Origin of the sequence: Gordonia mangrovi (assembly GCF_024734075.1) — a bacterium.
GTDB lineage: Bacteria > Actinomycetota > Actinomycetes > Mycobacteriales > Mycobacteriaceae > Gordonia > Gordonia mangrovi.
Map to the genome: position 1 here is coordinate 1,808,606 of NZ_CP102850.1, position 24,675 is coordinate 1,833,280.

The 24,675-nt window shown below is 67.5% G+C and carries 27 protein-coding genes and 1 tRNA gene; 14 read left to right on the forward strand and 14 right to left on the reverse strand.

Annotated elements, in window-relative coordinates:
• Window positions 1-28: 28 nt before the first annotated feature.
• The 3 genes from NWF22_RS08255 to sp36 are packed head-to-tail and all read right to left on the reverse strand — an operon-like array spanning window position 29 to window position 1,467.
• Window positions 29-787, reverse strand: coding sequence for a TSUP family transporter (locus tag NWF22_RS08255; protein WP_160903931.1), 759 nt, complete (start codon window positions 785-787; stop codon window positions 29-31).
• A gap of 38 nt (window positions 788-825) precedes the next feature.
• On the reverse strand, window positions 826-1,299 hold the full coding sequence (locus NWF22_RS08260; RefSeq protein WP_160903932.1) for a RidA family protein: 474 nt from the start codon (window positions 1,297-1,299) through the stop codon (window positions 826-828).
• A gap of 3 nt (window positions 1,300-1,302) precedes the next feature.
• Window positions 1,303-1,467 carry a Sp36 family protein gene (gene sp36 / locus NWF22_RS08265; RefSeq protein ID WP_160903933.1) on the reverse strand — a complete coding sequence of 55 codons (165 nt, stop codon included), beginning with the start codon at window positions 1,465-1,467 and terminating at the stop codon, window positions 1,303-1,305.
• A gap of 44 nt (window positions 1,468-1,511) precedes the next feature.
• Between sp36 and bagA the strand changes: the two genes are divergently transcribed.
• Window positions 1,512-2,537 carry an ATPase BagA gene (gene bagA / locus NWF22_RS08270; protein ID WP_160903934.1) on the forward strand — a complete coding sequence of 342 codons (1,026 nt, stop codon included), beginning with the start codon at window positions 1,512-1,514 and terminating at the stop codon, window positions 2,535-2,537.
• A gap of 3 nt (window positions 2,538-2,540) precedes the next feature.
• Window positions 2,541-3,644 (forward strand): ArsA family ATPase, encoded by a 1,104-nt coding sequence (gene bagB / locus NWF22_RS08275; RefSeq protein ID WP_160903935.1) that lies wholly within the window; start codon window positions 2,541-2,543, stop codon window positions 3,642-3,644.
• Window positions 3,645-3,704: 60 nt separating this feature from the next.
• Here the strand turns inward: bagB and NWF22_RS08280 are convergent, their stop codons facing one another.
• Window positions 3,705-4,019 (reverse strand): WhiB family transcriptional regulator, encoded by a 315-nt coding sequence (locus NWF22_RS08280; RefSeq protein WP_160903936.1) that lies wholly within the window; start codon window positions 4,017-4,019, stop codon window positions 3,705-3,707.
• A 363-nt stretch (window positions 4,020-4,382) separates the two neighbouring features.
• On the opposite strand from NWF22_RS08280, the gene NWF22_RS08285 reads away from it, so the two are divergent.
• Genes NWF22_RS08285 through NWF22_RS08295 form a run of 3 tightly spaced genes read left to right on the forward strand, consistent with a single transcriptional unit; the run spans window position 4,383 to window position 8,569 of the window.
• Window positions 4,383-6,830 (forward strand): penicillin-binding protein, encoded by a 2,448-nt coding sequence (locus tag NWF22_RS08285; protein WP_258321361.1) that lies wholly within the window; start codon window positions 4,383-4,385, stop codon window positions 6,828-6,830.
• A gap of 60 nt (window positions 6,831-6,890) precedes the next feature.
• The gene (locus NWF22_RS08290) at window positions 6,891-7,868 is read left to right on the forward strand and encodes a metallophosphoesterase (protein WP_160903937.1); all 978 of its coding nucleotides are present in this window, start codon (window positions 6,891-6,893) and stop codon (window positions 7,866-7,868) included.
• Window positions 7,865-8,569: a haloacid dehalogenase type II gene (locus tag NWF22_RS08295; RefSeq protein WP_160903938.1), complete on the forward strand. Its 705-nt coding sequence runs from the start codon at window positions 7,865-7,867 to the stop codon at window positions 8,567-8,569. The genes NWF22_RS08290 and NWF22_RS08295 overlap by 4 nt, the downstream gene beginning before the upstream one ends.
• Before the next feature lies 1 nt (window position 8,570).
• Here the strand turns inward: NWF22_RS08295 and NWF22_RS08300 are convergent, their stop codons facing one another.
• On the reverse strand, window positions 8,571-9,014 hold the full coding sequence (locus NWF22_RS08300) for a nitroreductase family deazaflavin-dependent oxidoreductase (RefSeq protein ID WP_160903939.1): 444 nt from the start codon (window positions 9,012-9,014) through the stop codon (window positions 8,571-8,573).
• 168 nt (window positions 9,015-9,182) lie between these two features.
• Between NWF22_RS08300 and NWF22_RS08305 the strand changes: the two genes are divergently transcribed.
• Window positions 9,183-9,584 (forward strand): DUF7144 family membrane protein, encoded by a 402-nt coding sequence (locus NWF22_RS08305; RefSeq protein ID WP_160903940.1) that lies wholly within the window; start codon window positions 9,183-9,185, stop codon window positions 9,582-9,584.
• 1 nt (window position 9,585) lies between these two features.
• Here the strand turns inward: NWF22_RS08305 and NWF22_RS08310 are convergent, their stop codons facing one another.
• Window positions 9,586-10,548 carry an AraC family transcriptional regulator gene (locus NWF22_RS08310; RefSeq protein WP_160903941.1) on the reverse strand — a complete coding sequence of 321 codons (963 nt, stop codon included), beginning with the start codon at window positions 10,546-10,548 and terminating at the stop codon, window positions 9,586-9,588.
• Window positions 10,549-10,716: 168 nt separating this feature from the next.
• Between NWF22_RS08310 and NWF22_RS08315 the strand changes: the two genes are divergently transcribed.
• Both NWF22_RS08315 and NWF22_RS08320 read left to right on the forward strand, forming a co-directional pair.
• Window positions 10,717-11,928 carry a cytochrome P450 gene (locus NWF22_RS08315; RefSeq protein WP_160903942.1) on the forward strand — a complete coding sequence of 404 codons (1,212 nt, stop codon included), beginning with the start codon at window positions 10,717-10,719 and terminating at the stop codon, window positions 11,926-11,928.
• Window positions 11,929-11,930: 2 nt separating this feature from the next.
• On the forward strand, window positions 11,931-12,962 hold the full coding sequence (locus NWF22_RS08320; RefSeq protein ID WP_160903943.1) for a 2Fe-2S iron-sulfur cluster-binding protein: 1,032 nt from the start codon (window positions 11,931-11,933) through the stop codon (window positions 12,960-12,962).
• Between the two features lie 115 nt (window positions 12,963-13,077).
• Here NWF22_RS08320 and NWF22_RS08325 read toward each other — a convergent pair.
• Window positions 13,078-13,151 (reverse strand) — tRNA-Pro (locus NWF22_RS08325).
• 198 nt (window positions 13,152-13,349) lie between these two features.
• Here NWF22_RS08325 and NWF22_RS08330 point away from each other — a divergent pair.
• From NWF22_RS08330 to NWF22_RS08340, 3 genes are all read left to right on the forward strand, one after another.
• The gene (locus NWF22_RS08330) at window positions 13,350-13,766 is read left to right on the forward strand and encodes a DUF7144 family membrane protein (protein WP_160903944.1); all 417 of its coding nucleotides are present in this window, start codon (window positions 13,350-13,352) and stop codon (window positions 13,764-13,766) included.
• A 152-nt stretch (window positions 13,767-13,918) separates the two neighbouring features.
• Window positions 13,919-14,545, forward strand: a complete 627-nt coding sequence (locus NWF22_RS08335) for a lipocalin family protein (RefSeq protein ID WP_160903945.1) — start codon at window positions 13,919-13,921, stop codon at window positions 14,543-14,545.
• A 78-nt stretch (window positions 14,546-14,623) separates the two neighbouring features.
• Window positions 14,624-15,661: an acyl-CoA dehydrogenase family protein gene (locus tag NWF22_RS08340; protein ID WP_160904008.1), complete on the forward strand. Its 1,038-nt coding sequence runs from the start codon at window positions 14,624-14,626 to the stop codon at window positions 15,659-15,661.
• Here NWF22_RS08340 and NWF22_RS08345 read toward each other — a convergent pair.
• The 3 genes from NWF22_RS08345 to NWF22_RS08355 all read right to left on the reverse strand — a co-directional run bounded on the left by NWF22_RS08345 (window position 15,630) and on the right by NWF22_RS08355 (window position 18,801).
• Window positions 15,630-16,985: a dipeptidase gene (locus tag NWF22_RS08345; protein WP_160904007.1), complete on the reverse strand. Its 1,356-nt coding sequence runs from the start codon at window positions 16,983-16,985 to the stop codon at window positions 15,630-15,632. The genes NWF22_RS08340 and NWF22_RS08345 overlap by 32 nt on opposite strands.
• A gap of 119 nt (window positions 16,986-17,104) precedes the next feature.
• A complete protein-coding gene (locus NWF22_RS08350) occupies window positions 17,105-18,448 on the reverse strand; it encodes a DUF2252 domain-containing protein (RefSeq protein ID WP_160903946.1) in 1,344 nt (447 codons plus the stop codon).
• A 170-nt stretch (window positions 18,449-18,618) separates the two neighbouring features.
• Window positions 18,619-18,801 carry a hypothetical protein gene (locus tag NWF22_RS08355; RefSeq protein ID WP_160903947.1) on the reverse strand — a complete coding sequence of 61 codons (183 nt, stop codon included), beginning with the start codon at window positions 18,799-18,801 and terminating at the stop codon, window positions 18,619-18,621.
• An 82-nt stretch (window positions 18,802-18,883) separates the two neighbouring features.
• On the opposite strand from NWF22_RS08355, the gene NWF22_RS08360 reads away from it, so the two are divergent.
• A complete protein-coding gene (locus NWF22_RS08360) occupies window positions 18,884-19,834 on the forward strand; it encodes a GlxA family transcriptional regulator (RefSeq protein WP_160903948.1) in 951 nt (316 codons plus the stop codon).
• 4 nt (window positions 19,835-19,838) lie between these two features.
• Here NWF22_RS08360 and NWF22_RS08365 read toward each other — a convergent pair whose 3' ends face one another.
• From NWF22_RS08365 to NWF22_RS08375, 3 genes are all read right to left on the reverse strand, one after another.
• Window positions 19,839-20,309 (reverse strand): hypothetical protein, encoded by a 471-nt coding sequence (locus NWF22_RS08365; protein WP_160903949.1) that lies wholly within the window; start codon window positions 20,307-20,309, stop codon window positions 19,839-19,841.
• Between the two features lie 137 nt (window positions 20,310-20,446).
• Window positions 20,447-20,923: a Dps family protein gene (locus tag NWF22_RS08370; RefSeq protein ID WP_160903950.1), complete on the reverse strand. Its 477-nt coding sequence runs from the start codon at window positions 20,921-20,923 to the stop codon at window positions 20,447-20,449.
• A gap of 62 nt (window positions 20,924-20,985) precedes the next feature.
• Window positions 20,986-21,426 (reverse strand): Fur family transcriptional regulator, encoded by a 441-nt coding sequence (locus NWF22_RS08375; RefSeq protein ID WP_160903951.1) that lies wholly within the window; start codon window positions 21,424-21,426, stop codon window positions 20,986-20,988.
• A gap of 239 nt (window positions 21,427-21,665) precedes the next feature.
• Here NWF22_RS08375 and NWF22_RS08380 point away from each other — a divergent pair, with 239 nt between their 5' ends.
• Complete coding sequence (locus tag NWF22_RS08380; protein ID WP_160903952.1) at window positions 21,666-22,685, forward strand: isopenicillin N synthase family dioxygenase; 1,020 nt, start codon at window positions 21,666-21,668, stop codon at window positions 22,683-22,685.
• 8 nt (window positions 22,686-22,693) lie between these two features.
• A complete protein-coding gene (locus NWF22_RS08385; protein ID WP_160903953.1) occupies window positions 22,694-23,989 on the forward strand; it encodes an amidohydrolase family protein in 1,296 nt (431 codons plus the stop codon).
• A 26-nt stretch (window positions 23,990-24,015) separates the two neighbouring features.
• Here the strand turns inward: NWF22_RS08385 and NWF22_RS08390 are convergent, their stop codons facing one another.
• Window positions 24,016-24,666 carry a hypothetical protein gene (locus tag NWF22_RS08390; RefSeq protein ID WP_160903954.1) on the reverse strand — a complete coding sequence of 217 codons (651 nt, stop codon included), beginning with the start codon at window positions 24,664-24,666 and terminating at the stop codon, window positions 24,016-24,018.
• Between the last annotated feature and the right edge of the window lie 9 nt (window positions 24,667-24,675).

Consider the following 24,675-nt stretch of genomic DNA (forward strand, 5'->3'; position numbering starts at 1 on the left):
CCGCCGGGTCATCCCCGCGACGAGATCCTCACCCGGTGACCATGTCGTAACCGAGCTTGCCCACCATCACGACCACCACTGCGAGCAGTACCCACCGGACGAAACCGCTGCCCCGTCCGATCGCCATGTGCGCACCGAGTTGCGCCCCGGCGATGTTCGCCGCCGCAAGGGCGAGACCCAACAGCCACAACACGTTTCCCTGCCAAGCGAACACCGCGAGAGCACCCAGGTTGGTCCCGGTGTTGATCACCTTCGCCATCCCCGAGCTCTCCAGGAACCCGGTACCCACCAGCGCCGTGAGACTGATGATGAGGAAGGTTCCCGTCCCCGGCCCCATCACGCCGTCGTAGAAAGCGATCACCACACCCGCCAGGACCAGCCCCAGCAGCACCGACCACCGGGGCCGCTGCCGTGCGAGACCGGAACCGAAGCCCGGGTTGAGTGCGACGAACAGTCCGACCGCGATGAGCAGACCGAGCACCACGGGGGTGAACACGTCGGCCGGCAGTCGACTCGCCGTGTAGGCACCCAGACCCGAGAACACCACCGCACTGATGAACACCGGTGCGAGGCGACGAAGATCGATGGTCAGCCGACGGGCGAACGCGACGGCCGCCGATGCGGTGCCGAACACCGCGGCCAGTTTGTTGGTGCCGAGTGCGGTGGCCGGCGCCAGCCCGGGTTGAACGATCATCAGCGCGGGGATCAGTACCAGTCCGCCACCGCCGACGACGGCGTCGACCCACCCGGCCGCAGCCGCCGCGGCGAGCAGCGCAGCGAGCTCCACCACGGGTCACCGTCGAGCGCGGCGGCCGGGGCTCGCGGTCAGGAGACCTCGACGATCATCTCGACCTCGACGGAGGCGCCCAGCGGCAGCTCGGCGACGCCGACTGCCGACCGGGCATGCACTCCCGCATCGCCGAAGATCTCGCCGAGCAGATCCGACGCGCCGTTGATGACCGCGGGTTGTCCGGTGAATCCGGGTGCGGACGCGACGAAGCCGACGACCTTGACGATCCGCACGATGGAATCGATGCCGACGAGTCCGTCCACGGCTGCCAGCGCGTTGAGTGCGCACTGACGGGCGGCCTGGGTGGCCTGGTCGGGATCGACCACACCTTCGGCACCCACGTGCACCTTGCCGACCACCTCGAGCTTGCCGTCGACGATGGGAATCTGCCCCGCCGTGAAGACCAGGTTGCCGCTGCGAACTGCGGGAACATAGCTACCGGCGGGGGTCACCACATCGGGGAGGGTGATGCCCAGTTCGGCCAGTCGCTGCGACCACATCCCTGCCATCGCCTATCCCTTCGGACGCTTCAGGTAGGCGACGTGCTGCTCGCCGGTCGGGCCGGGCAGGACGGTCACCAGTTCCCAGCCGTCGGCACCCCACTGGTCGAGGATCTGCTTTGTGGCGTGCGTCAGCAACGGCACCGTCGCGTATTCCCATACGGTCGATTCACTCATGGACTAGAGCCTAATGGGTACGCCGTTGTCGATATGGTGATGCGGTGGTGAACGAGACACCGCCCGACGACTCCGGGCACACCAACGAATGGCCGCAGACCGCCGGACGCGCTCGGCTGCACTTCGTATCGGGCAAGGGGGGCACCGGCAAGACGACCGTCGCGGCGGCGTTGGCGCTGGCGCTGGCCGCCGACGGCAAAAAGGTGCTGTTGGTCGAATGCGAAGGCCGTCAAGGCATCGCGCAGCTCTTCGACATTCCGCCGTTGCCGTCCACCGACACGAAGATCGCGACCGCCTCCGGCGGCGGCGAGGTGTCGGCGCTGGCCATCGACATCGAGCACGCCCTGCTCGAGTACCTCGACATGTTCTACAACCTCGGTTTCGCCGGCCGCGCGATGAAGCGGATCGGGGCGATCGACTTCGTCACCACGATCGCGCCGGGCCTGCGTGACGTGTTGATCACCGGCAAGATCAAAGAACGCATCATCCACACCGACAAGCAGGGCCTGCGGGTGTATGACGCGGTGGTCGTCGACGCCCCGCCGACCGGCCGGATCGGCAACTTCCTCGACGTCACCCAGGCGATGGCCGACCTCGCCAAGACCGGGCCGATCCGCAATCAGAGCGACGGCGTGGTGAAGCTGTTGCACTCCGAGGACACCGTCATCCACCTCGTCACCCTGCTGGAGGCGATGCCGATCCAGGAGACGATCGAGGCGGTCACCGAACTGCGCGCGAAGAATCTCACCGTCGGCACCCTCATCATCAATCGGGTCAGTTCCACACACCTGCCGACGGGGTCGATAGACGACATCGCCGAGGGCACGATCGATGCCCCGCGGGTGCTCGAGCACCTGACCCAGAGCGGTCTGCATCTCACCGACGGCGACCTGTCGGGGTTGTTGACCGAGACCATCGAGCACGCGACACGCCTGCAGGCCCAGCAGGTCGCCAAGGCCCAGCTCGACGAGGTGGAGCTGCCGACGCTGGAGTTGCCGGCCCTCGGCGACGGCATCGACCTCGGTTCGATCTATGAGCTCGCCACCCTCTTGCAGAAGGCAGGTGCCTGACCCATGCCGCTCGATCTGAAGATGGCGTCGGTGCTCACCGACCCCGGCACCCGCGTGGTGATCTGCTGCGGCGCCGGCGGCGTGGGCAAGACCACCACCGCTGCGGCGATGGCGATGTACGCCGCCGAGCACGGCCGCAAGGTCGCGGTGTTGACCATCGACCCGGCCCGACGGCTCGCCCAGTCGTTGGGCATGTCCGAGCTCACCAACGATCCGCAGCCGGTAACCGCGGCCGAGGTGGGCGGGTCCGGCTCGCTGGACGCGATGATGCTGGACATGCGGCGCACCTTCGACGAGATGGTGCTCGAGTACTCGTCACCGGACCGTGCCTCGGCGATCATGGAGAACTCCTTCTATCAGACGATGGCGTCGTCGTTCTCCGGCACGCAGGAGTACATGGCGATGGAGAAACTCGGCAAGCTCATCGAGGAGGACCGCTGGGACCTGATCGTCGTCGACACCCCGCCGTCGCGCAACGCCCTGGACTTCCTCGACGCACCGCAACGTCTCGGCTCGTTCCTCTCCGGCCGGTTGATGAAGATGCTGGTGGGAGGTGGTCGCGGCGTGGGACGGATGGTCACCGGCGCGATGAGCCTGGCCATGCGCGGGGTGTCCACCATCATCGGCGGCGACATGCTGCGCGACGTCGCGACCTTTGTGCAGTCGCTGGACTCGATGTTCGGTGGCTTCCAGGACCGCGCGACCAAGACCTACGAGCTGCTCAAACAACCGGGCACGCAGTTCGCGGTGGTCGCCGCGGCCGAACCCGACGCCCTGCGCGAGGCGGCGTTCTTCGTGGATCGGCTGTCCGAGGAACGGATGCCGCTGGCCGGCCTCATCCTCAACCGCACCCACCCGAACCTCACCTCGATCTCCGAGTCGTCGGCACGGGCGGCACTCGAGACCGTCGAGGACGAACTGACCCGCGGCGTGCTCGAGATCCACGCCGAACGTGCCGCCACCGGCAAGCGGGAGCTGCACCTGCTGCAGCGCTTCACCGCCGCGCATCCGGCGGTGCCGATCGTCGGCGTGCCGTCGCTGCCGTTCGAGGTCGCCGACGTCGTCGCGCTGCGTGCGGTGGCCGAACAGATCACCAGTCGCGGCTGAGGCCCGGGAACGACGATGGCCGACCCATTGGGTCGGCCATTCGTGTGTTCGTCCTGCAGCTCACACCGCGTCGGCGCGGTGCCTGCGTCGCTGGGCCTCGAAGAACTGGGCCCACGAGGTGACCTCCGGATGCTGGCGGAGCAGGGCCCGCCGCTGACGCTCGGTCATACCACCCCAGACGCCGAACTCCACCCGGTTGTCGAGGGCGTCCGCGCCGCACTCGAGCTGCACCGGGCAGTGCCGGCAGATCGTGGCGGCTTTGCGCTGAGCTGCTCCGCGGACGAACAGGTCATCGGGGTTTCCTCCCCGGCATCGAGCTTGGGACACCCACATCAATCGAGCATCATCTCCGGTGGAAACTGCCGCTATCGCCATCCGCCGACCCCTGTCTGTCGTTGCGTCTCGCCGGACCCAAATCGGCGCTGCTGCGCCGCCCGACGGTCCTGACCCGAATGCCCCCACCCCACCTGCCCGATTCTTTTTCTGTTCACCGGAACACTGGTTGCGGTTCACAAGCTCGGGGTCATTGTTAAGTGAGTCACATTCTGCACTCAATTTAAGGATCTGTGCATCACGACGCAAGCCCTGGGGCAAAGAAAATGGCACCATCGTGCAACCCGCAGCGATCTGCGCAGGTCAGCGCGGGTGGTGGTGTTCAGCCTCGGCCGTGACCGGCTCGCGACCTTTCGGTGGCGCGCGCTCAGACGACTTCGGCGACATCGCACGTATCCTGTGCGTGTGCCGAAGTCGAAGAAGCTGTGGTCACTGGCCGGCGCCTGCCTGTTGGCCGGTGTGCTGGTGGCCGGAATGTTGTACCCCGCGGCCAGCGGCCTGGGCGTGATGTCCAACCGCGCGGCCGCCGCCGTCGAGAATGTGTCCTCCGAGCTGCTCAACGGCACGCTGCCGGAGGTCACCACGATGACCGATTCGGCCGGCAACCCGATCGCGTTGCTGTACGACCAGTACCGCTATCAGGTCGGGTACAACGACATCTCACCGGACATGATCCGCGCGATCATCTCCATCGAGGACCGACGGTTCCTCGAACACGACGGCGTCGACTGGAAGGGCACCATCCGCGCGGCGCTGACGAACTCGTCGGCCGGCGAGGTTCAGCAGGGCGCGTCGACGCTGGACCAGCAGTACATCAAGAACTACCAGCTGTTGGTGCTCGCACGCACCGAAGCCGACCGGCAGGCCGCGGTCGAGACCACACCGGCCCGCAAGCTGCGCGAGGTCCGGATGGCGCTGACGATGGAGCAGTCGCTCATCGACCAGGCCAAACGCGACAAGGGCCTCGACGACGCCGCCGCCAAGCAGGAGGCCAAGAAGCAGATCGTCACCCGCTACCTCAACGTCGTGCCGTTCGGCAACAACTCCTACGGCATCGAGGCGGCCGCCCAGACCTACTTCGGCAAGCACGCCATCGACCTCGACGTCGCGGAATCGGCGCTGCTGGCGGGCATGGTGCAGTCCAGTTCGGCGCTCGATCCGTACACCAACCCCGAGGCCGCGACCAACCGGCGCAACACCGTGCTGGACACGATGATCGAGAACTTCCCCGACCGCCGCGAGGAACTGGTCGCGGCCAAGGAGTCGCCGCTCGGTGTGCTGCCCAGCCCGCGCACACCGACGCAGGGCTGCATCGGCGCGGACGCCAACGGCTTCTTCTGCGACTACGCGCTGCAGTTCCTCGCCGAGAACGGGATGGCGCGCGACTCGGTGATGCGCGGTGGCTACATCATCCGCACCACCCTCGACCCCCAGGTCCAGCGGTCCACCATCCGCGCGGTCCGCGCCCAGGCCTCACCCGACACCGATGGCGTCGCCAACGTCATGAGCAGCATCCGGCCGGGCAAGGAGTCCCACGACGTCCTCTCGATGGCGTCGAGCCGCCGCTACGGGCTGAACCTGAAGGCCGGTCAGACCGTGCAACCGCAGCCGTTCTCGATGGTCGGCGACGGCGCCGGATCGGTGTTCAAGATCTTCACCACCGCGGCGGCCATGGAGAAGGGGCTCGGCGTGTCCTCGAATCTGCAGGTGCCCAGCTTCGTCGCCGTCGAGGGGATGGGTAACAGCAGCACCCCAGGGTGTCCGGAGGAGGCCTACTGTGTGCGCAACGCCGGCAAGTACCCGCCGACGCTGACGGTGACCCAGGCGCTGGCCCAGTCCCCCAACACCGCATTCGTGAAACTGCTGCAGCAGACCGGCGTGAAGCCGACGGTCGACATGGCGGTCCGCCTGGGTCTGCGTTCCTACACCGTCCCGGGCTCGTCGGGCTACGGCGAGAAGACGATGGCGCAGTACGTCAAGGACGGCAACTTCGGTTCGTTCACCCTCGGTCCGTTGCCGATCAACGGACTCGAGCTGTCCAACGTGGGCGCCACCCTCGCCTCCGGCGGCACCTGGTGCCCGCCGAATCCGATCGCATCGATCAGCCGGATCAAGCGCGACGCCTATGGCAACCGGGTGATGACACCCGAGGGCGAGCCGGCGCTGACCGCGATCCCGTTCGAGACACCGCCATGCGAGCAGGTCGTCGAGGAGGGCCTGGCCAACACGCTCGCCAACGCCATGGGCCAGGACCACCTGGGCGGTGGCACCGCGGCGGGCGCGGCCGGTTCGGCCGGCTGGACCCTGCCGATGTCGGGTAAGACCGGGACCACCGAGGCACACCGCTCGTCGGCCTTCATCGGCTTCACCAACCAGATCGCCGGTTCGGCTTACGTCTACAACGACGGACCGAACCCAACCGAGATCTGCAGCAGTCCGCTGCGTCAGTGCTATGACGGGACCCTCTTCGGCGGCATGGAGCCGGCGCGCACCTGGTTCCAGGCCATCAAGCCGGTGGCCACCAAATTCGGGCCCGTGAAGCTCCCGCCGACCGATCCGCGCTACATGCGGGGCAGTGACCGCGGCCGCATCCCGAAGGTCAGCGGACTCACCGCGAGCGCGGCGACCTCCCGGCTGCAGGCCGCCGGATTCAAGGTCAACCAGCTCGACGTGGACAGCAACCGGCCGCAGGGCACGGTGGTGTTCACCGCACCGTCGGACTCGGCCATGCCGGGCAGCACGGTGACCATCTACGTCAGCAACGGTCGCCGCTCCGACGGAGCGCAAGGGCCCACCGAGACCACCGTCGAGGTGCCGGGAGTCGGTCCGGTGGTGATCCAGCTTCCGGGATGACCGTCGGGTAGGAACAAAACCCGGGGGCGAGCAGCACCCGGATCTGCGTATCCTGGATGAATGGCTCACCTCGACAACGCCCTCGCCCGCCGCGTCGCGGCTGCGCCAGCTCTCGGGGGGCTGGCCGGCCTGGCGGCTGCGGGTCTCTTCTATTCGACGGTGATCGAGCGCAACGCGTTCACGTTGCGGCACAACACGCTTGCCGTGTTGGAGCCGGGCGCGGCGCCGTTGCGGGTGTTGCACATCAGCGACCTGCACATGATGCCCAACCAGCGCCTCAAGCAGGCATGGGTGTCCGAACTCGAGACGCTCGAACCCGATCTGGTGATCAACACCGGCGACAACCTGGCCCACCCGCAGGCGGTGCCGTCGGTGATCCAGTCGCTCGGCGGACTGCTCTCGCGGCCCGGCCTGTTCGTATTCGGCTCCAACGACTACTTCGGGCCGAAGCCGAAGAACCCGTTCCAGTACTTCAAGACCGACCACACCCGGACCTTCGGGGAGCCCCTGCCCTGGCAGGACCTGCGCGCCGCGTTCACCGAGCGCGGCTGGCTCGATGCCACCCACACCGTCCGCGAGCTCGAGGTCGGCGGGGTGCGGGTGGTGGCGGCGGGCGTCGACGACCCGCACATCGAACGCGATCGCTACGAGACCGTCGCCGGACGCCCCAACCCGCTGGCGCACCTGCGACTCGGGCTCACCCACTCGCCCGAACCGCGCGTGCTGGACCGGTTTGCCGCCGACGGCTACGACCTGGTGATGGCCGGCCACACCCACGGCGGACAGCTGTGCCTGCCGTTCGTCGGTGCACTGGTCACCAACTGCGATCTGGATCGCTCCCGCGTCAAGGGGGTCTCGAGCTGGGGTACATCGATGAAGCTGCACGTCAGTGCCGGCCTCGGCACGTCGCCGTACGCACCTGCGCGGTTCTGCTGCCGCCCAGAGGCGAGTCTGTTGACCCTCACCCCGGTCTCGCATGGTGACGCCGCCTTCGACGAGGATCATTCGCTGCCGCAGCTGGCCTCCGAGACCACGTGACCCCGTACCCCCTCGACGGGGTGCGGGTACTGGCGTTCGACACCTTCGGCACCGTCACCGACTGGTTCACCGGCATCTCCGCCGCGGTCGGTGCGACGGTCCCCGACGTCGACGCCGCCGAGTTCACCCGCGAGTGGCGGCGCCGTTACGCGCCGATCCTGGCGCGGGTGGAGTCCGGAGAGCTGCCCTGGCGCCGCCTCGACGACCTGCAGACCGAGACGCTGCACGACGTCGCGAGCCACTTCGGCGTCCGACTCGACGACTCGTCGTCGGCGACGCTCGTGCACGCATGGCGCACGATCCCGGGATGGCCCGACGCTGCGCCCGGTATCCGGCGCCTCAAAAAGCGGTTCATCGTCTGCGCGCTCAGCAACGGGACCGTCGCGCTGCTGACCGAGATGGCCAAGCGCAACGGGTTCGCCTGGGACTTCGTCGGCGGCTCCGATCTGTGGGGCCACTACAAGCCGGCGCGGGAAACCTACTGTGGGCTCGCTGCCCTGTTCGAAGCCGACCCGGGCGAGGTGATGATGGTGGCCGCGCATCAGGCAGATCTGGATGCGGCCCGGTCCTTCGGCCTGCGCACCGCGTTCGTCGACCGGCCCCTGGAGTGGGGCGGCGCCCCGCATGACGACTTCGGCTCCGCCGACAACGATCTGCACGCAACGGATCTCGACGATCTGGCGTACCGGCTCGGCTGCTGAATCAGCTCATCGTCACTTCGACGTAGGGCACCTCGTCGATCGTCTTGCCGATCGATTCCTGGATTACACCGGACAATTCGGCGTAGGCCTTCGGGTGATCGTGCCGGTAACGGGCGACGATCTCGGCCCTCTCGGCGTCGTCGGCCACCCGCGCCACGGCCCGAACGCGGTGGCGCCGGCCGATCGAGACATGACAATTCGGGTCTGCCTGCAGGTTCTGGAACCACTGCGATGTCGTGCCGAAACCCGACGCGATGACCACTCGATCCGGACTCGGCCGCTCCACCGCCTCGAGCACCACGTAGCGCGGCTCGCCGGAGCTCCGGCCGACGTGTTCCAGCAACAACATCCGGCCGCCGAACACGAAACCCAGCCGTGCCCGGAACAGGACGATCGGTGCGCGTACCAGCCAGCGGGTCCGCAGCAGCCGAGCGGCAAGACTCATGTCGGCTCCAATCTCGTTCGCAGAACGAAGGACTCACTCCCCCGCCGAGCCCCAGCCTCTCACGGAATCACCCACTACGGATGATGTAGACCGCGCGCCGTCGCGGCCACCATCACGGTGGGGTCACCTGACATCACTCCCGACCCATCGAGAGAAAGCGAAACCGTCATGACCACTCAGCACTCCGACCATCCGGTGCAGCAGGGATTCGCCGCGATCGGCGCCATCGGCGCCGCCATCCTGTTGCTCGTCGGCGGTGTCCTCGAACTGCTGCAGGGGATCTCGGCTGTCGCCGAAGACGAGCTGTTCGTCGTCGGTCCCGAGTACATCTACCAGCTGGACCTCACCGCCTGGGGCTGGATCCACATCGTGCTGGCGATCATCGCGATCGCCATCGCCATCGGCCTGTTCACGGGCGCCACCTGGGCCCGCGTAGGTGCGATCTGCATCGCGTCGCTGTCGATCATCATCAATTTCCTGTGGCTGCCGTATTTCCCGTGGTGGTCGGTCCTGGTGATCGCCATCGACCTGATCATCATCTGGGCGGTCGCCACCTGGCGGACCGTCTGATTCAGTCCGGCTGACGAGTCCCGCGCAGACCCCGCAAGGTCTGCGCGGGACTCACGCCGTATCGGCGGCGGTAGGCGGCGGCGAACCGGCTCGGACTGCTGAAACCCCAGCGCGCCGCGGCGTCGGCGACGGTGCCCTCGCCACGCTCGAGGTCGAGGTGTGCGCGGTCGAGCCGGATGTCGGCGAGCGCCCTCGTCGGTGAGGTCTCCACGTACTGCGCGAACGCTTCTTGCAACCGGCGCACGCTGCTCCCGCCGATCGCCGCCATCTCCGCCAACGTCCACGGCCGTCCCGGGTCGTCATGTAAGGCGTCGAGCACGCGTTTCACCATGCCCGGCCGCATCTGGTCCGTGTCGGCGGAATCGGGGGTGACCGCCAGCAGGAACGCGGTGGTCACCGCGCTGGCCAGCTGCGGGCCGACCAGCGGGTTGGCCAACAGATCCACCGGCTCGCGGGCCTGCGCCGACAACGCGGTCACCAACGACAGCCACGAAGCGCCCGCATCGGTGGACACGTCGATCTGATCCGGCAACGACAGGCGACGACGGATCGGGGCCACGCGGATGCGGTCGGCCTCGCGCTCGAGGTGATCGGCATCGAACTTCACGCCGAGCACCTGGCAGTCCGCGGTCCACCGGGTGATCAGCGACGGTCGGTCGGCGGTGAAGATCGTGCCCTGACCCGGCGCCGAGACCAGTTCGTCGTGGTCAGCCCGCGAGTGCAACCGACCCGTCAGCGGCACGTTGACCTCGTAGGCGCCGGGATAGTCGCACGCGATCGATACCGCGGCACCCCAGGTGAGTCGGCCGATGGTGACGCCACCGAGTTCGACCGTGCGCATCGTGAGGTCCACGTCGTCGCGCTCATCGAGCGCGCGGAGTTCGTGCGGGAAGTACGCATCGGCGACTGCGCGGTGCGCTCTATCCCAATCGCGTGTTCCCACGAGCTGCTCGGATGTGGACATGGTCATTGTGTTCTACCGCATTACACATCCATTCTGCGATACACATCACAACTCGCTCGCGTGATCGGTGTCGGGGTCGCGCGAACGGTATCGATCGATCGCCACTCCTGCGCATAACGTCTGTCGGCACCTGGCCCCCCGGGCCGACCTTCGACGAGGAGCAAGCTGATGACCGCAACCGTGTCCTGGCTCGACGACATCACCATGACCGAGCTGGAGCGCAACCCCTACCCCGTCTACGAGCGGCTGCGCAGCGAGGCGCCGCTGGCCTACGTCCCGGTGCTCGGTTCCTACGTCGCGAGCACCGCGGAGATCTGCCGGGAGATCGCCACCCGCGACGACTTCGAGGCGATCATCACCAAGGCCGGCGGCCGCACCTTCGGCCACCCGGCCGTCATCGGCGTCAACGGGGAGATCCACGAGGACCTGCGCTCGATGGTCGACCCGGCCCTGCAGCCGCAGGAGGTGGACCGGTGGATCGACGACCTGGTGCGCCCGATCGCCCGTCGCTACCTGGAGACCTTCGAGGACGAGGGCCGCGCCGAACTCGTCGCGCAGTACTGCGAGCCGGTGTCGGTGCGGGCACTCGGCGACCTGCTCGGACTGCAGTCGGTGAGCTCGGACAAGCTGCGCGAATGGTTCCACAAACTGTCGCGGTCCTTCACCAACGCCGGCGTCGACGAGAACGGCGAGTTCACCAATCCGGCGGGCTTCGACGAGGGCGACGAGGCGAAGGCCGAAATCCGGGCCATCGTGGATCCACTGATCGACAACTGGATCGTCAACCCCGACGACAGCGCCATCAGCCACTGGCTACACGACGGTATGCCCGAGGGGCAGACGCGCGAGCGCGACTACATCTATCCGACGCTGTTCGTCTATCTGCTCGGTGCGATGCAGGAGCCGGGTCATGCGATGGCGTCGACCCTGGTGGGCCTGTTCACCCGGCCCGAGCAGATGGAAGAGGTGGTCGACGAACCCGGTCTCATCCCGCGCGCGATCTCCGAGGGGATGCGGTGGACGTCGCCGATCTGGTCGGCGACCGCTCGCATCAGCACCGCCGACGTCGAGGTGGCAGGCGTGTCGCTGCCGGCGGGCTCGGTGGTGCTCATGTCCTACGGCTCGGCCAACCACGACCACTCGGTGTACGAGGCGCCGTCGGAGTACGACCTCTCGCGGCCCCCGCTGCCCCACCTGGCGTTCGGGGCCGGCAACCACGCGTGTGCGGGGATCTACTTCGCCAACCACGTCTGCCGGATCGGTCTCGAGGAACTGTTCGACTCGATCCCCAACCTCGAACGCGACACCGACAGCGACGTCGAGTTCTGGGGCTGGGGATTCCGCGGTCCCACCTCGCTGCACACGACCTGGGAGGTGTGACGATGACCGCCGCTCACTCCGTGACCGTGGTGGGCTCGGACACCCGTACCGTCGACTGCGCCCCCGGGCAGCCGTTGCTCGACGCCTTCCTGCGCCACGGTGTCTACCTACCGAACTCGTGCAACCAGGGCACATGCGGCACCTGCAAGGTGCGGCTGTGCAGTGGCAGCGTGTCGGCACCCGAGGTGTCGGAGACGGTACTCGGCGCCGACGACCAGGCGAACGGATATGTGCTGGCGTGTCAGTCGACGCCCACCTCCGACGCGCAGATCGAGGTACCCGTGGACGCCGGAAGCGGCCCCCGCCACCCGCTGCGGGATCTGACCGGCACCGTGCACGAGGTCAGCGAGATCGCACATGACACCCTCGCGGTGACCGTGGGGATCGACGAACCGTTGGAGTTCTCGGCCGGGCAGTACATCGAATTCGTGGTGCCGGGTTCGGGCACCCTGCGGCAGTACTCGATGGCCAATCCGCCGAGCCGGCCCGACCGACTGGAGTTCCACATCCGGCGCGTACCCGACGGACTGGCCACCGACCGATGGATCTTCGACTCACTCGCCCACGGGCACCCCGTCGAGATGCGTGGGCCGTGGGGTGATTTCGTGCACGACACCGAGTCCGACGCACCGATGATCCTGCTCGCCGGCGGCACCGGACTGGCTCCGCTGAAGTCGATCGCACTGCACGCACTCGAACGCGATCCGGACCGGGAGATCCACCTCTACCACGGGGTGCGCCATCGATCCGACCTCTATGACGTGGAGTTCTGGCAGTCGCTCGCCGACCGACACCCGGGTCTGCGCTACACCCCCTGTCTCAGCCGGGAGGAGGGGTTCGGCCGGCACGGGTATGTCGGCGACGTCCTCGTCGACGACTTCGACTCATTGCGCGGGTTCTCGGCTTACCTGTGCGGCCCGCCCGCGATGGTCGACGCCGGGGTGAAGGCCTGCAAACGGCGTCGGATGTCGGGCCGCAACATCCACCGGGAGAAGTACACCCCCGCCCCGGCGGGCGCCATGGTGCTGACCTAATTTCAAGTGAGGTGAACGTGCTGGTAACCGAAACGTTCACCGCACTCGCATCGAAACGAGGAGGCCCGGACCAGGAATCCCTGGTCCGGGCCTCTTCTGCTATCTCAACCTAGCGTCGGGGTGGCGGGATTCGAACCCACGACCTCTTCGTCCCGAACGAAGCGCGCTACCAAGCTGCGCCACACCCCGTGTGCAACCTGCGATAGCTTACCCCCACGTCCCCGCCATAACTAAATCGCCTGGTCAACCTCGTCGCCGAGCATCCATCGCCGTGACACAGCGGTTGCGACCCGTCTGCGTGTTCTTGGGTTTCTGTCCACATCTGCCCACTAGGGTTGTTTCAGCGCTTTCGCCTCATCTACCTCGTCGGTATCGAAAGGAACGTTCATGAGCACGCAGGGTGACGACGTCGACTACGGCGTCAAAGAGGGTTTTGCGTTCGGTATCTCGATCGTCGCGGCCGCATTGCTGTTCGTCGCCGGTATCGTCGCGGTCTTCCAGGGCATCTCCGCTTTGGCCAACGACGATCTGTTCGTGATCGGCACCGAGTACGTCTACAAATTCGACCTCACCACGTGGGGCTGGATTCACCTGATCATCGGCATCCTCGCGATTCTCGTGGCGGGCGGCCTGGCGGTCGGGGCCGATTGGGCGCGGATCTCCGCGATCATCATCGCCTCCATCTCGATCATCGCCCAGTTCCTGTGGCTGCCCTACTACCCGATCTGGGCAATTCTGATCATCGCACTCGACCTGGTGGTGATCTGGGCGGTCGCGACGTGGAAGCCGTCCAACATCGCCTGATCCGCACGCACCACCACGCACGCCGCTCGCCCGGTTTTCCGGCCGGCGGGCGGCGTGTTGCTCACTCGACCCATCCGACAACGCCGTGCCTCCGAATCGCCACCGTTCGTCCAGTGACCGAGTCCTTCCGATGACCCGAACGGAGCCGCACGATGGGTATCACCCGCACGATTCGACGCTTGTTCACCCTTCTCGCGACCACCGCCCTGGCCGTCGCCGCGCTGGTCGCGAGCACCGGCCCGGCGGCTGCCGCACCGCTGCAACCGATCCCGAAGCTCGACACCGAGCGGTATCTCGGGTCCTGGTGGCAGCTCGCGGCGATCCCGGCGTTCTTCAACCTGAACTGCGCCAAGGACACCAAGGCCACCTACACCCTCATCGACGCGACCACCATCGGCGTCGAGAACACCTGCACCACCTTCACCGGCCAGACCAACGGAATCACAGGCCAGGCGAAGGTCGTCGACCCGGTCACCAACGCGCAACTGTCCGTATCGTTCCCGCAGGTTCCGGTGAGCATCGACCCGAACAACGCGCCCAACTACATCGTCACCTGGATCGCCGACGGTGCCACCCCGGATGACCCGTACCGGTTCGCCCTCGTCGGCAACCCGACACGCCTGTCTGGTTTCGTGCTCTCGCGCGAGAAGGTCGTCTCCACCGACACCCTGCGCATGTTGCGCGGACAGGTGGAGAAGGCAGGGTTCAACTCCTGCACCTTCCTGGTGTCGCCGACCACCGGTGGCCGCACCGACTACTCCCCGCTCTGCACCGTCTGACGCCGCCCGATCAGACCGCACCCGGTGCTCACCCGGTCGTAGGCTGACCGGGTGAGCACCGATCCCGACCTCCGGCGGATGCGGTTGGTCGCCGACGCGTATCGGATCGCCGACGACGTGCTGTTCTCCGGTGCCGCCGAGGTGGACCGCACCGGCGCGATTCCCGCCACCCACTGGTCGGCGATTGCCGAGGCGGGGTTGTTCGGCATCGCCGCCCCCGCCGATGCCGGCGGCCCGGACCTCGACTTCGCGCAGGTCATCGAGATCAGTGAGGTGATGGCGAGCGGGTGTCTGGCCACCGCGTTCACCTGGCAACAGCATCACGGCGTGGTGATCTCGCTGGCCACGACGGCCAACAACCGACTGCGCGAGGGCCTGTTCGCCGCGACGGCCTCGGGAGCACTGCGCGCGGGCGTGGCCTACGCCGGGGTGGTCCCGACGCCGCCGCGGATGCGGGCCACCCGACTGGACGGCGGGTGGCGCTTCGACGGCCACGCCCCGTTCGTGAGCGGGTGGGGCATCGTCGATCTGCTACAGATCTCGGCCCGCGACGCCGACACCGATGACGTGCTCGCGGCGATCCTGCCGATCGAGCAGCCGCCGGACGCCATCACCGTCACGCCGCTGCACCTCGGCGTCGCCGATGCGACCCGCACGGTGTCGCTGGCGGTCACCGGCCTGGTCGTCCCCGACGATCGCATCGTGAGCCGGGTGACGCTCGACGACTTCTTCGCCACCCAGAACACCGGTGTCCGGATCAACGGCACCCTGCCGCTGGGCCTCGTGCGGCGGTGCGCCGCGCTGCTCGATGTCGGCGGGCACCCACGGGCCGCTCGCGCATTGCGCGACCGCGGCAGCACCATCCGCACTGCGCTGGACGCCGGGCTCACCGACGCCGCCACGCTGATCGCGGCACGGGCCGACGGCGCACAACTCGCCGTGGACGCGGCGGCCACGCTGATCGCCGCCGACGGCGGCAAAGCCCTGCTGCGCGGCGCCCATCCCGAACGCCTCGCCCGCGAGGCCGCGTTCACGTTGGTGGCGGCGAGCAGGCCGCAGCTCAAGGAACTGCTCGTGGACCGGTTCAGCGCGCGGCCCGGCGCGCGTACTCCCTGAGGAAGGTGGCCTCGACGATGGCCATGTTCTCGATCTCGCCGGGATCGACGCTCTCGTTGGGCGCGTGGATCAGACACGAAGGTTCCTCCACACCGAGCAACATGATCTCCGCCTCCGGGTAGGTTTCGGCGAACACGTTGCACAGCGGGATGGAACCGCCCTGGCCCATCAGCACCACGTCGGTGCCGTAGGTGGCGCGCATCGCATCCACCATGGTGTCGAAGCCGGGCCCCGAGGTGGTGCCGCAGAACGGGGCGCCGTGGGCCTCGGGTTCGACGGAGACCCGGACGTTCCACGGCGCCGCGGCGATGAGGTGGTCGATGAGTGCCTGCTGGGCCACCGTGGCGTCCATCCCGGGCGGTACCCGAAGATTGATGCGCGCCCGGGCCTTCGGTTGTACGGCCGCCGACGATCCCACGACCGGCGGGCAGTCGATCCCCAGCACCGTGGCGGCCGGTCGCGCCCAGACCATGTCCGCGACGGCACCCGAGCCGATGACATCCACCCCGTCGAGGACACTGGCGTCGGCGCGGAAGGCCTCGACCGGGTACTCGACGCCCGGCCAGGTCGCCGATGCGTCCAGCCCGGCGACGGTGGTGTTGCCGTCGGCGTCCCGAAGCGAGGCCAGCATGGCGATGAGCGCCGCCAGCGCATCCGGCGCGGCCCCGCCGAACATTCCGGAATGCATTGCTGACGAGAGTGTTTCGACGGTCACCACAACGTTGGCGATACCCCGCAGACTGGTCGTCAGGCTGGGCCGGCCGACGGCGAAGTTACCTGAGTCGCACACCAGGATGGCGTCGGCACGCAGCAGGTCCGGGTTCTTCGGGACGAAGTCCTCCATCCCGCCGGTGCCCTGTTCCTCCGAGCCCTCACCGACGATGGTGATGTTGACCGGGATGTCGCCGCCGAGTGCGCGCAACGCGGCCAGGTGGACCGCGATGTTGCCCTTGCAGTCCGCGGCGCCGCGCCCGTACCAGCGACCGTTGCGTTCGGTGAGTTCCCAGACCGGAGAATCCCATTCGTCGGCACCCAGCGGCGGCTGCACGTCGTGATGGAAGTACAACAGCACCGTCGGCGCGTCGTCGGGGCCGGCCAGATGGCCGGTGACCGCCTTGCTGCCGTCGGCGGTCACATGCGATTCGACGTCGGCGAAACCCAACTCCGTGAACGTGCCGAGCAACCAGTCGACCATCCGGTCACAGTCTTCCGGGGGCGCACCGCTGGGGTCGTAGACGGATTCGAACGCGACCATCTCGGCGAGTTCGTCTTTCGCCTGCGGCATCAGATCTCGTACACGTTCGCGCAGCGCTGCGCCGGCCATCGTGTCATCGGTCATGGGCGTCCCTCACTGTCGTATCCCGGTGACACAACCCTGTCACGATGTTCGCGGACGGGTGCGATAACAGACGGGTGACGGCAGGCCGACCTCGGGACCCGGATTCACACGAGATCGTGGGTCTCCAGCCGCCCGCTGCGGATCGCATCGAGCATCGCTGCGTGATCGTTGTCATCGATGTCGGCGTAGGCCACCGAGAAGTCGGCGATGGCGTCGGCGAAACCCTTGGCGCTACCGAGATAGTCGGCGATCTCCAGACGTGAACCGGTACGCGCGTGCGCATGGGCCAGCGCCCGGCCGCACAGTTTCGCGTACAACTTCATGTCGTCGGGGTTCAACGCCTCGATCACGACCGATCCCTTGCCGTCACGCAACTGACGCACATAGAGGTCGCGCTTCTCGTCGTTCTCGTCGAGGCCCGAGGTCCAGCCCAGGAACACGTCGCTGGCCGCCTGCAACAACCGCTGCCCCTCCACGACCCGCTGCCCCTGATTGGCGTACTGCTGGGCCGGTACGTGGTCCGCGAGCACCGATCGCTGGGCCTCCTTCATCTGCAGGAACAGCGGGTCATCGGACCGGGCACCGTGCAGCAGCACGATCCAGGCACGGGTCCCGACGCTGCCCACACCCACCACCTTGCGCGCCACGTCGACGATGGAGAACTGGTCGAACAGCGCCCGGATGTGGTCGGGCAGCATCGTCCGGTACTCGCCCACCCGGCTCGCAACACGATTGGCCACTTCATCGGCACGTGCATCCGGGAACAGTTCATGAATCGGGACGAGCAACGGCGGATCGCTGCGGATGTGCACATTGCCGTCGGCATCGATCACACAGAGTTTCGCCACGGCCTGGGCGCTGTTGCGGTGCTGTGCCTTCCGCAGTCCGCGCAGGGTGCGCTCCTCGGTCGAGGTGTCGAGCTTCGTGGAGACCTTTGTCAGGATGTCGTCGGCGTCGATCCGGGCGTACCAGCAGTCCATCGTCGACATGGTGGCGCTGGCCATCATCCACTTCTGATACGACTTGGCGACGTCGCGGGCGTGCTTGCGGGTGGTTGCGGCATCGAAGCCGTTGCCGCGTCCGGCCACGGTGAAGCTGGCCGCGAGGCGCTTCACATCCCATTCGAACGGGCCGGGCGCCGTTTCGTCGAAGTCGTTGAGATCGAAGATCATCCGCCGCTCCGGGGTGTTGAACAAACCGAAGTTGCTCAGGTGCGCGTCCCCGCAGAGTTGCGTCATCACACCGGAATGCGGCACCGCGGCGAGGTCGGCGGCCATCACCGCGGCCGCGCCGCGGAAGAAGGTGAACGGCGTCGCCGCCATCCGCGAATTGCGCACGGGAACGAGTTCGGGGACGCGCGAGGCGGCCTGCCGGGTCAGGATCGCGATCGCATCATCTCGACCGTCGGGGTCCACGCACGTGGCGAGATCGGTGATGGTCGCCGTCATCGACGCCTCCTACTGATACGAGACGAACGACGGTGTGGGCCGCAGCTGCATGGTCCGCGCCGGTGTGAACGTCGGGGTGTCTCCGGTGTGAAAATTCTTCCACCCCGGCCATCCGTTCGCAGGAGGATCGACGATCACCCGCCGGCGGACCCATTTTCGACCGGTGCAGGTCAAGCGCTGTCGCGACGCTGAAGAAACAGGAGATCGAGTTCCGCGCGGATGCGCTCGGCGTCGGGGCCGAGCCCGGACGGCGGCCGATTCCGCGGCGGGGCCCAGCCCTCGGTCCGCTGTATCAGGATCGCGACCGGCGCGAGGATGACGATGAGGAGTGCGAGCAAGATGAGTACGTTCATGACAGAAAGTATGTTCTCGTACACATTCCGCCAACAGTGGCTGTGATGACATTGTTCGCAAATTTTCCGCCATACTGGTGGGGTGCTCAGGAAAGTCGCCGTCGTACTGCATCGTCAGGTGGCGCTGTTCGAGTTCGGTGTGGTCAATGAGGTCTTCGGCCTCGATCGCACTGATGACGGCGTCCCGGCCTTCGAGTTCCTGGTCGCATCACCCCAGCCGGGGGTCCCGCTCAGTATCGGACACGGCGCAACCGTGGTGCCACCACACGCGCTCGACGACTGCGCCGACGCCGACCTGGTGGCCATCCCGGGCGGTAGCACCACCCCTGATTTCGCCCCTGAGGTTCTCCAGACGTTGCGCACCGTGGTCGACAACGGCGGACGGGTGCTGACCGTGTGCACGGGCGCCTTCGCCGCCGCCGAGGCCGGACTGCTCGACGGCCGCCGCTGCACCACGCATTGGCGTCACGGCGCCGAACTCGCACGCCGGTATCCCGCAGCCATCGTCGACACCGATGTGCTGTTCGTCGACGACGGGCCCATCACCACCAGCGCCGGCACGGCCGCCGGGATCGACGCGTCCTTGCACCTCGTCCGCGAGGAATTCGGGCCGGAAGTGGCCAACCGCATCGCACGCCGGATGGTGGTGTCACCGCACCGCGACGGCGGTCAGCGCCAGTTCGTGGAGGCACCGGTTCCCGCCTGCGAGTCCGACGGGTTCGCCGCGGTGCTCGACTGGATGGTGGAACACCTCGATGTCGACATCACCGTCGACGACCTGGCAGCGAAGATGCACATGTCGACCCGTACCTTCGCCCGGCGTTTCGTCGACGAGGTCGGCGTGTCCCCCCACCGATGGCTCACCGAGCAACGGGTGCTGCAGGCGCGTCGACTACTCGAATCCACCACCCTGCCCATCGACGAGGTCGCCTCGCGCGTGGGTTTCGCCTCCGCCACGCTGTTGCGGCATCACTTCAATGCCAACGTCGGGGTCACGCCGACGGTCTACCGCCGCCGGTTCGCCGCCGGCTGACCGGTCAGGAGTCGGTGGACGCGCCCTCGGTGGCATAGGACTCGACAAAGGAGACGCGCGGCGTGGTGGCCGCATGCACGAGTGCCATCACCGCGAAGGTCACGGTGGCCAGCGTGAACACCGCTGCCACCACGAGAGCGCCGATCTGCGCCACGGTGTAGAGCACCCCGTCGCCGGCCGATGCGGCAAGGGCCGCCGTCATCGACAGCGCGGCACCGAGAACCGCCCACGCGGCGCTTCGGATGCGCGGGCCGACCACCGACACATAGAAGAGTCGCTGATAGATGGCCAGCTCGAACTCGTCGACCGACGCGCGGCGGACCTCGTCGGTTCCGGCCAGATCGCGCAGGTCGCGGGCCAGAGCCACGTCGTGCTGCAACGTCGCGGTCTCACGCTGCCGGTAGCGCACGAACGCGACGACCCCGATGGCCGCCGCGAGTAGCCCCAACCCCACTACCACTGCCCAACTGTCCACGGTGCCACGCTACAGGCGGACGATCGGCCCAGTGCGCCGGGTCACAGTCGGGTCGGCGTCGCCACCACAGCGCTCCCGGACACGACGACGCCGACATGACCGGGGCTGTCGGTCATGTCGGCGTATCCGAGCAGGCGTCAGACGGCCTGCGCCTGCCACATCCAATGCAGCTGCTCGAGCTTCGACACGATCTCGATCAGGAGATCCTGCGTCACCGGGTCGGCCGACTCGGTGGCCTCGACGCGCTCGCGCAGTCCGCTGATCACCGACTGCAGATTCTCGATGACCGCGGCGACGACGTCGGTGTCCTGGGTCCAGCCCTCGCCGAATCCCTTGGTGTTCGCGGTCTTTGCGACGGTTTCCGCGCGACCGTCCGGGCTGACGCCGATCGCGGTCGCACGCTCGGCCGCGGCGTCGGTGAACTCGCGTGCGACGGAGACCAACTCGTCGAGTTCGAGGTGCACCGAACGGAACTGACGTCCGACGACGTTCCAGTGCGCCTGCTTGGCGATGAGGCTGAGGTCGATCAGGTCGACCAGGGTGTCCTGCAACGCCTTACCGGTGACGGCCTTCTGGTCGTCGGTGAGTGTGCTGGTGATGGGGGTGGTGGTCATGGGGAACCATTCCTTTCGTTGTGGTGGGCTGTACTCAACGGTGCAGGTCGGCACCGCACCCGTCACTGTCGTTGCATGGCAGGGATTTCGAGGCATCGCGGGCACTCACCCCAATAGGTGAGCTCGGCTTCGTCGATGCGATAGCCGTGGTCGTCGTCGGGCAGCGCACACGGGGCCTGCCCGGCGGCACAGTCGATGTCGACGATCTCTCCGCAGCGGCGGCAGATCAGATGGTGATGATTGTCGCCGGTACGCGTCTCGTAGCGGACCGGCGATCCGGCCGGCTCGATTCGCCGCAACAAACCCCGGTTCGTGCATGCCCGCAGGACGTCGTAGACGGTCTGCGTGGACACACCACCGAGGTGTTCCCGCACTCCGGTGGCCACGAAATCCGCGGTCGAGTGCGGATGGTCGTCCAGGATCTCGAGCACCGCGACGCGTGGGGCGGTGACCCGCATGCCCGCGTCGCGAAGCCGACGATGGAACTGGTGACGATCCGACATGACTCCACCGTAGCACTTATCTGGAATACGTCCAGAAATAGGAGTGACTCCAGAAAATTCGGTGAGCCTCGCCTCACACCCTCACGACGAGCACGCCCAGCGGATGTCACCTATGCTCTGAGGCCAGAGTTCGTATGTAGCAGCGGGCCAGAGTCCCGGTGTTCGCGTCCGCGGTGTCCTCATCTCTCAGGTGCCGCGTCGAAAAGCGCATGCGGACTCATCACCACGAGAGAGAACTCATGTCCGACGTCACCACCGCCACCCCTACTCGTTCTGTCCGGGCCGAGGAGATGGCCGAGCTGCACCGCGAACGCGCGATGGGCGGACTCGGCACCGAGACCACCGACCGCGAGGTCCGGCGCATCAGCCTCGCCGACTTCGCGCAGCGACGCGGTCAGATCGCCGACGACCTCTGGTCCGCGGCCACCGACATCGGCTTCTTCCAGGTCGTCGACCACGGCATCGACCTGGCCGAGGTCGACCACGCGTTCGAGATGTCGGAACGCTTCTTCGCCCTGCCTCGTGCGGTCAAGGACCGGTATCCGCTCGAGAAGGGCCAGAATGCGGGCTGGGAGTACATGAGCCAGGTCCGGCCCTCGGTCGGCACACCCGACCAGAAGGAATCCTTCCAGGTCACCCGCCCCCGCATGGACGGGCTCTGGCCGAGCAACGACGAGCTGGCCGGATTCCGCACCACGATCGAGGATTTCGAGCGCAGGTGCTGGCGGCTGGCGATGGACCTGCTCGGGTGCTTCGCCGACAAACTCGGGCTCGACCGCGAATTCTTCACCCGGGCACACGACCCGGCGTCGAGCACCTACCAGAGCACGCTGCGGCTGCTGCACTACTACGCCTTCCCCGACGAACTCCTCGACGAGGAGTCCGTGTGGCGGGCGGGCGCCCACACCGATTTCGACGCGCTGACGCTGCTGTTCCAGCGCTCCGGCCAGGGCGGGTTGCAGGTGCTGCCCGGCGCCGAGGCCGACGGTCAGGCGTGGACGCCGGTCGAGCCGTCCGACGACGCCATCACCTGCAACATCGGCGACATGCTGATGCGGTGGTCCGACGACCGGCTGCCGTCCAACTTCCACCGCGTGCGCGCCCCGCGACGCGGCGAGTACAGCGGACCGCGCTACACGATCGCGTATTTCGCGCAGGCCAACACCGATGTGCTGATCGAGAGCGCTGCAGGCAGCTACCCACCGATCACGGCGGCCGACTACATCGCGCAACGCGTCGCCGCCAACTACGGCAAGTAGGCGACGTCGTGAGCACGCCCGCATTCACCGACGTCTCCGTCTACACGGCCGGCGTTTGGCGCCCCCACCAGGATGTCCACCTCGACGACGGTGTGGTCGCGGCGATCACCGATACCGCGCACCCCGGCGACGGGAACGGTCACCTGATCCCCGGTTTCGTCAACACCCACACGCACTTGCAGCAGTCCCTGATGCGTGGGATCGCCGAGTGCACCCCGTTGCTCGAATGGTTGCTGGCCGTCGGCGAGGAGTCGGTGGCCATCACGCCGGAGCGCGCCTATCTGGCGGCAGTGTCGGCCTGCCTGGAAGCGCTACGTTCGGGGACCACCACCGTCGTCGAGCACATGTGGCCGCATCCGTCGCCCGAGGTCCACGGTGCGGTCATCCAGGCGTTGCGCGATACCGGCATCCGCGCCGTCCTCGGCCGCGGGGTTGCCGACCGGCCCGACGCCACCCGCAAGTGGGGTTTCGAGCCACGCCTGATGCAACCGCTCGACGACGTGCTCGACCATGTGGATCAGCTGCGCGACCAGGTCGCGGGTTCGCGCATCTCGATGGCCCTCGCTGTGCCCAACCCGCGGTCGGTGACAGAGGCGGGGATGGGGACGGTGCGGGAGTTCGCGCGCAGCCGCGACCTCCCGGTGTCGATCCACCTGCTCGAAACCCCGACCGACGACCGGATGTGTCTGGCGCACGCCGGCGTCGGCGCCGTCGAGTATCTCGACGGAAACGGGTTCTTGTGGGACCGGGTGCTCGCCGTGCACTGCGTGGAACTCGACGACATCGGCCGGCGGATCCTCGCCGAGCGCGGGGTGGCCATCTCGCACAATCCGCTGTCGAACATGCGGCTGGGCAGCGGTGTCGCGCCGGTTCCGGACATGCTCGGGCGCGGCATGCGGGTGGGGCTGGGCGTCGACGGGGCGGCGAGCAACGACACCCAGGACATGCTGGAGACGTTTCGGATCGCCGCCTACCTGCAACGGGCGGTACACCGGCGCGCCGACCTACTGGGCTTCGGCGAGATGCTCGACATCGCCTGCGGCGGGGCGAATGCGGCTCTCGGACTCCCTGCGGTCAGCGGCGGGGTCACCGTCGGGGCGCCGGCCGATCTGACGTTGTTCCGGTTTGATCGCGACCATGCAACCCTGCCGGTGCGCGATCCGGGTGCATCGCTGCTCACGACCGGTTCGCCGCGGATCGTCGACACCGTGATGGTCGGCGGTGAGGTGGTGGTCGCCGACGGCCGCAGCACCCGCATCGACGAGGCAGAGTTCACCAAAGAGTTGATGGCGCTGGAGGTCTGAGGTTCGTCGACGTATCGAAACCCTTGCTACCGCTCCCGGAACACCCGGGTCGGACGCATCCGCGTGGAATCGGGCAGCCACTGATTGACGTTGCGCCGCAGCGTGAACAAGGCTGCGAGGATCAACAACCCGAACTGCAGCCAGGCGATCACCGACATCGCCGACCACACCTCCGGGTAGTCGAACAGCAGGTCGATGCCGATCGGGATGCACAGGAGGTTCACCGCGACGGCGGCCAAGAAGAAGTTGCGGCTGTTGCGGCTGTGCCGCGACGCCGCGGCGACCAGCAGTGCGTATTCGACCACCAGGAACACCACGATCATCACCAGCATGAACGGCGGGAAAAAGCCGGCGAGGGTGTCGACCTGATCCTCGGGACTCGCGTTGCGCGGATCGGTCAGCACACCCTGGAGCAGGCGTGCACGCAACAGATCGGTGATCAGTCCGAGGTTGATGAAGCCGTAGACCGCGCTGACGAGGCCGGCGATCGCGGCGCCCCACCAGGCGACCCGCGCATGCAGGCTCAATGCCGCCGGCGGCGGGCCCGGATCGCCGGGGCGTGGTGGATACAGGTTCGCGTGGTCGCGGTCGCGGGAGGTGTGCGCGATCTCGGCCAGGTCCTCGGCATCGAGTTCGGCCTGCGTCGGGATCCGATCCGGGTCGTCAGGGTCGGTCATGGGATCGAT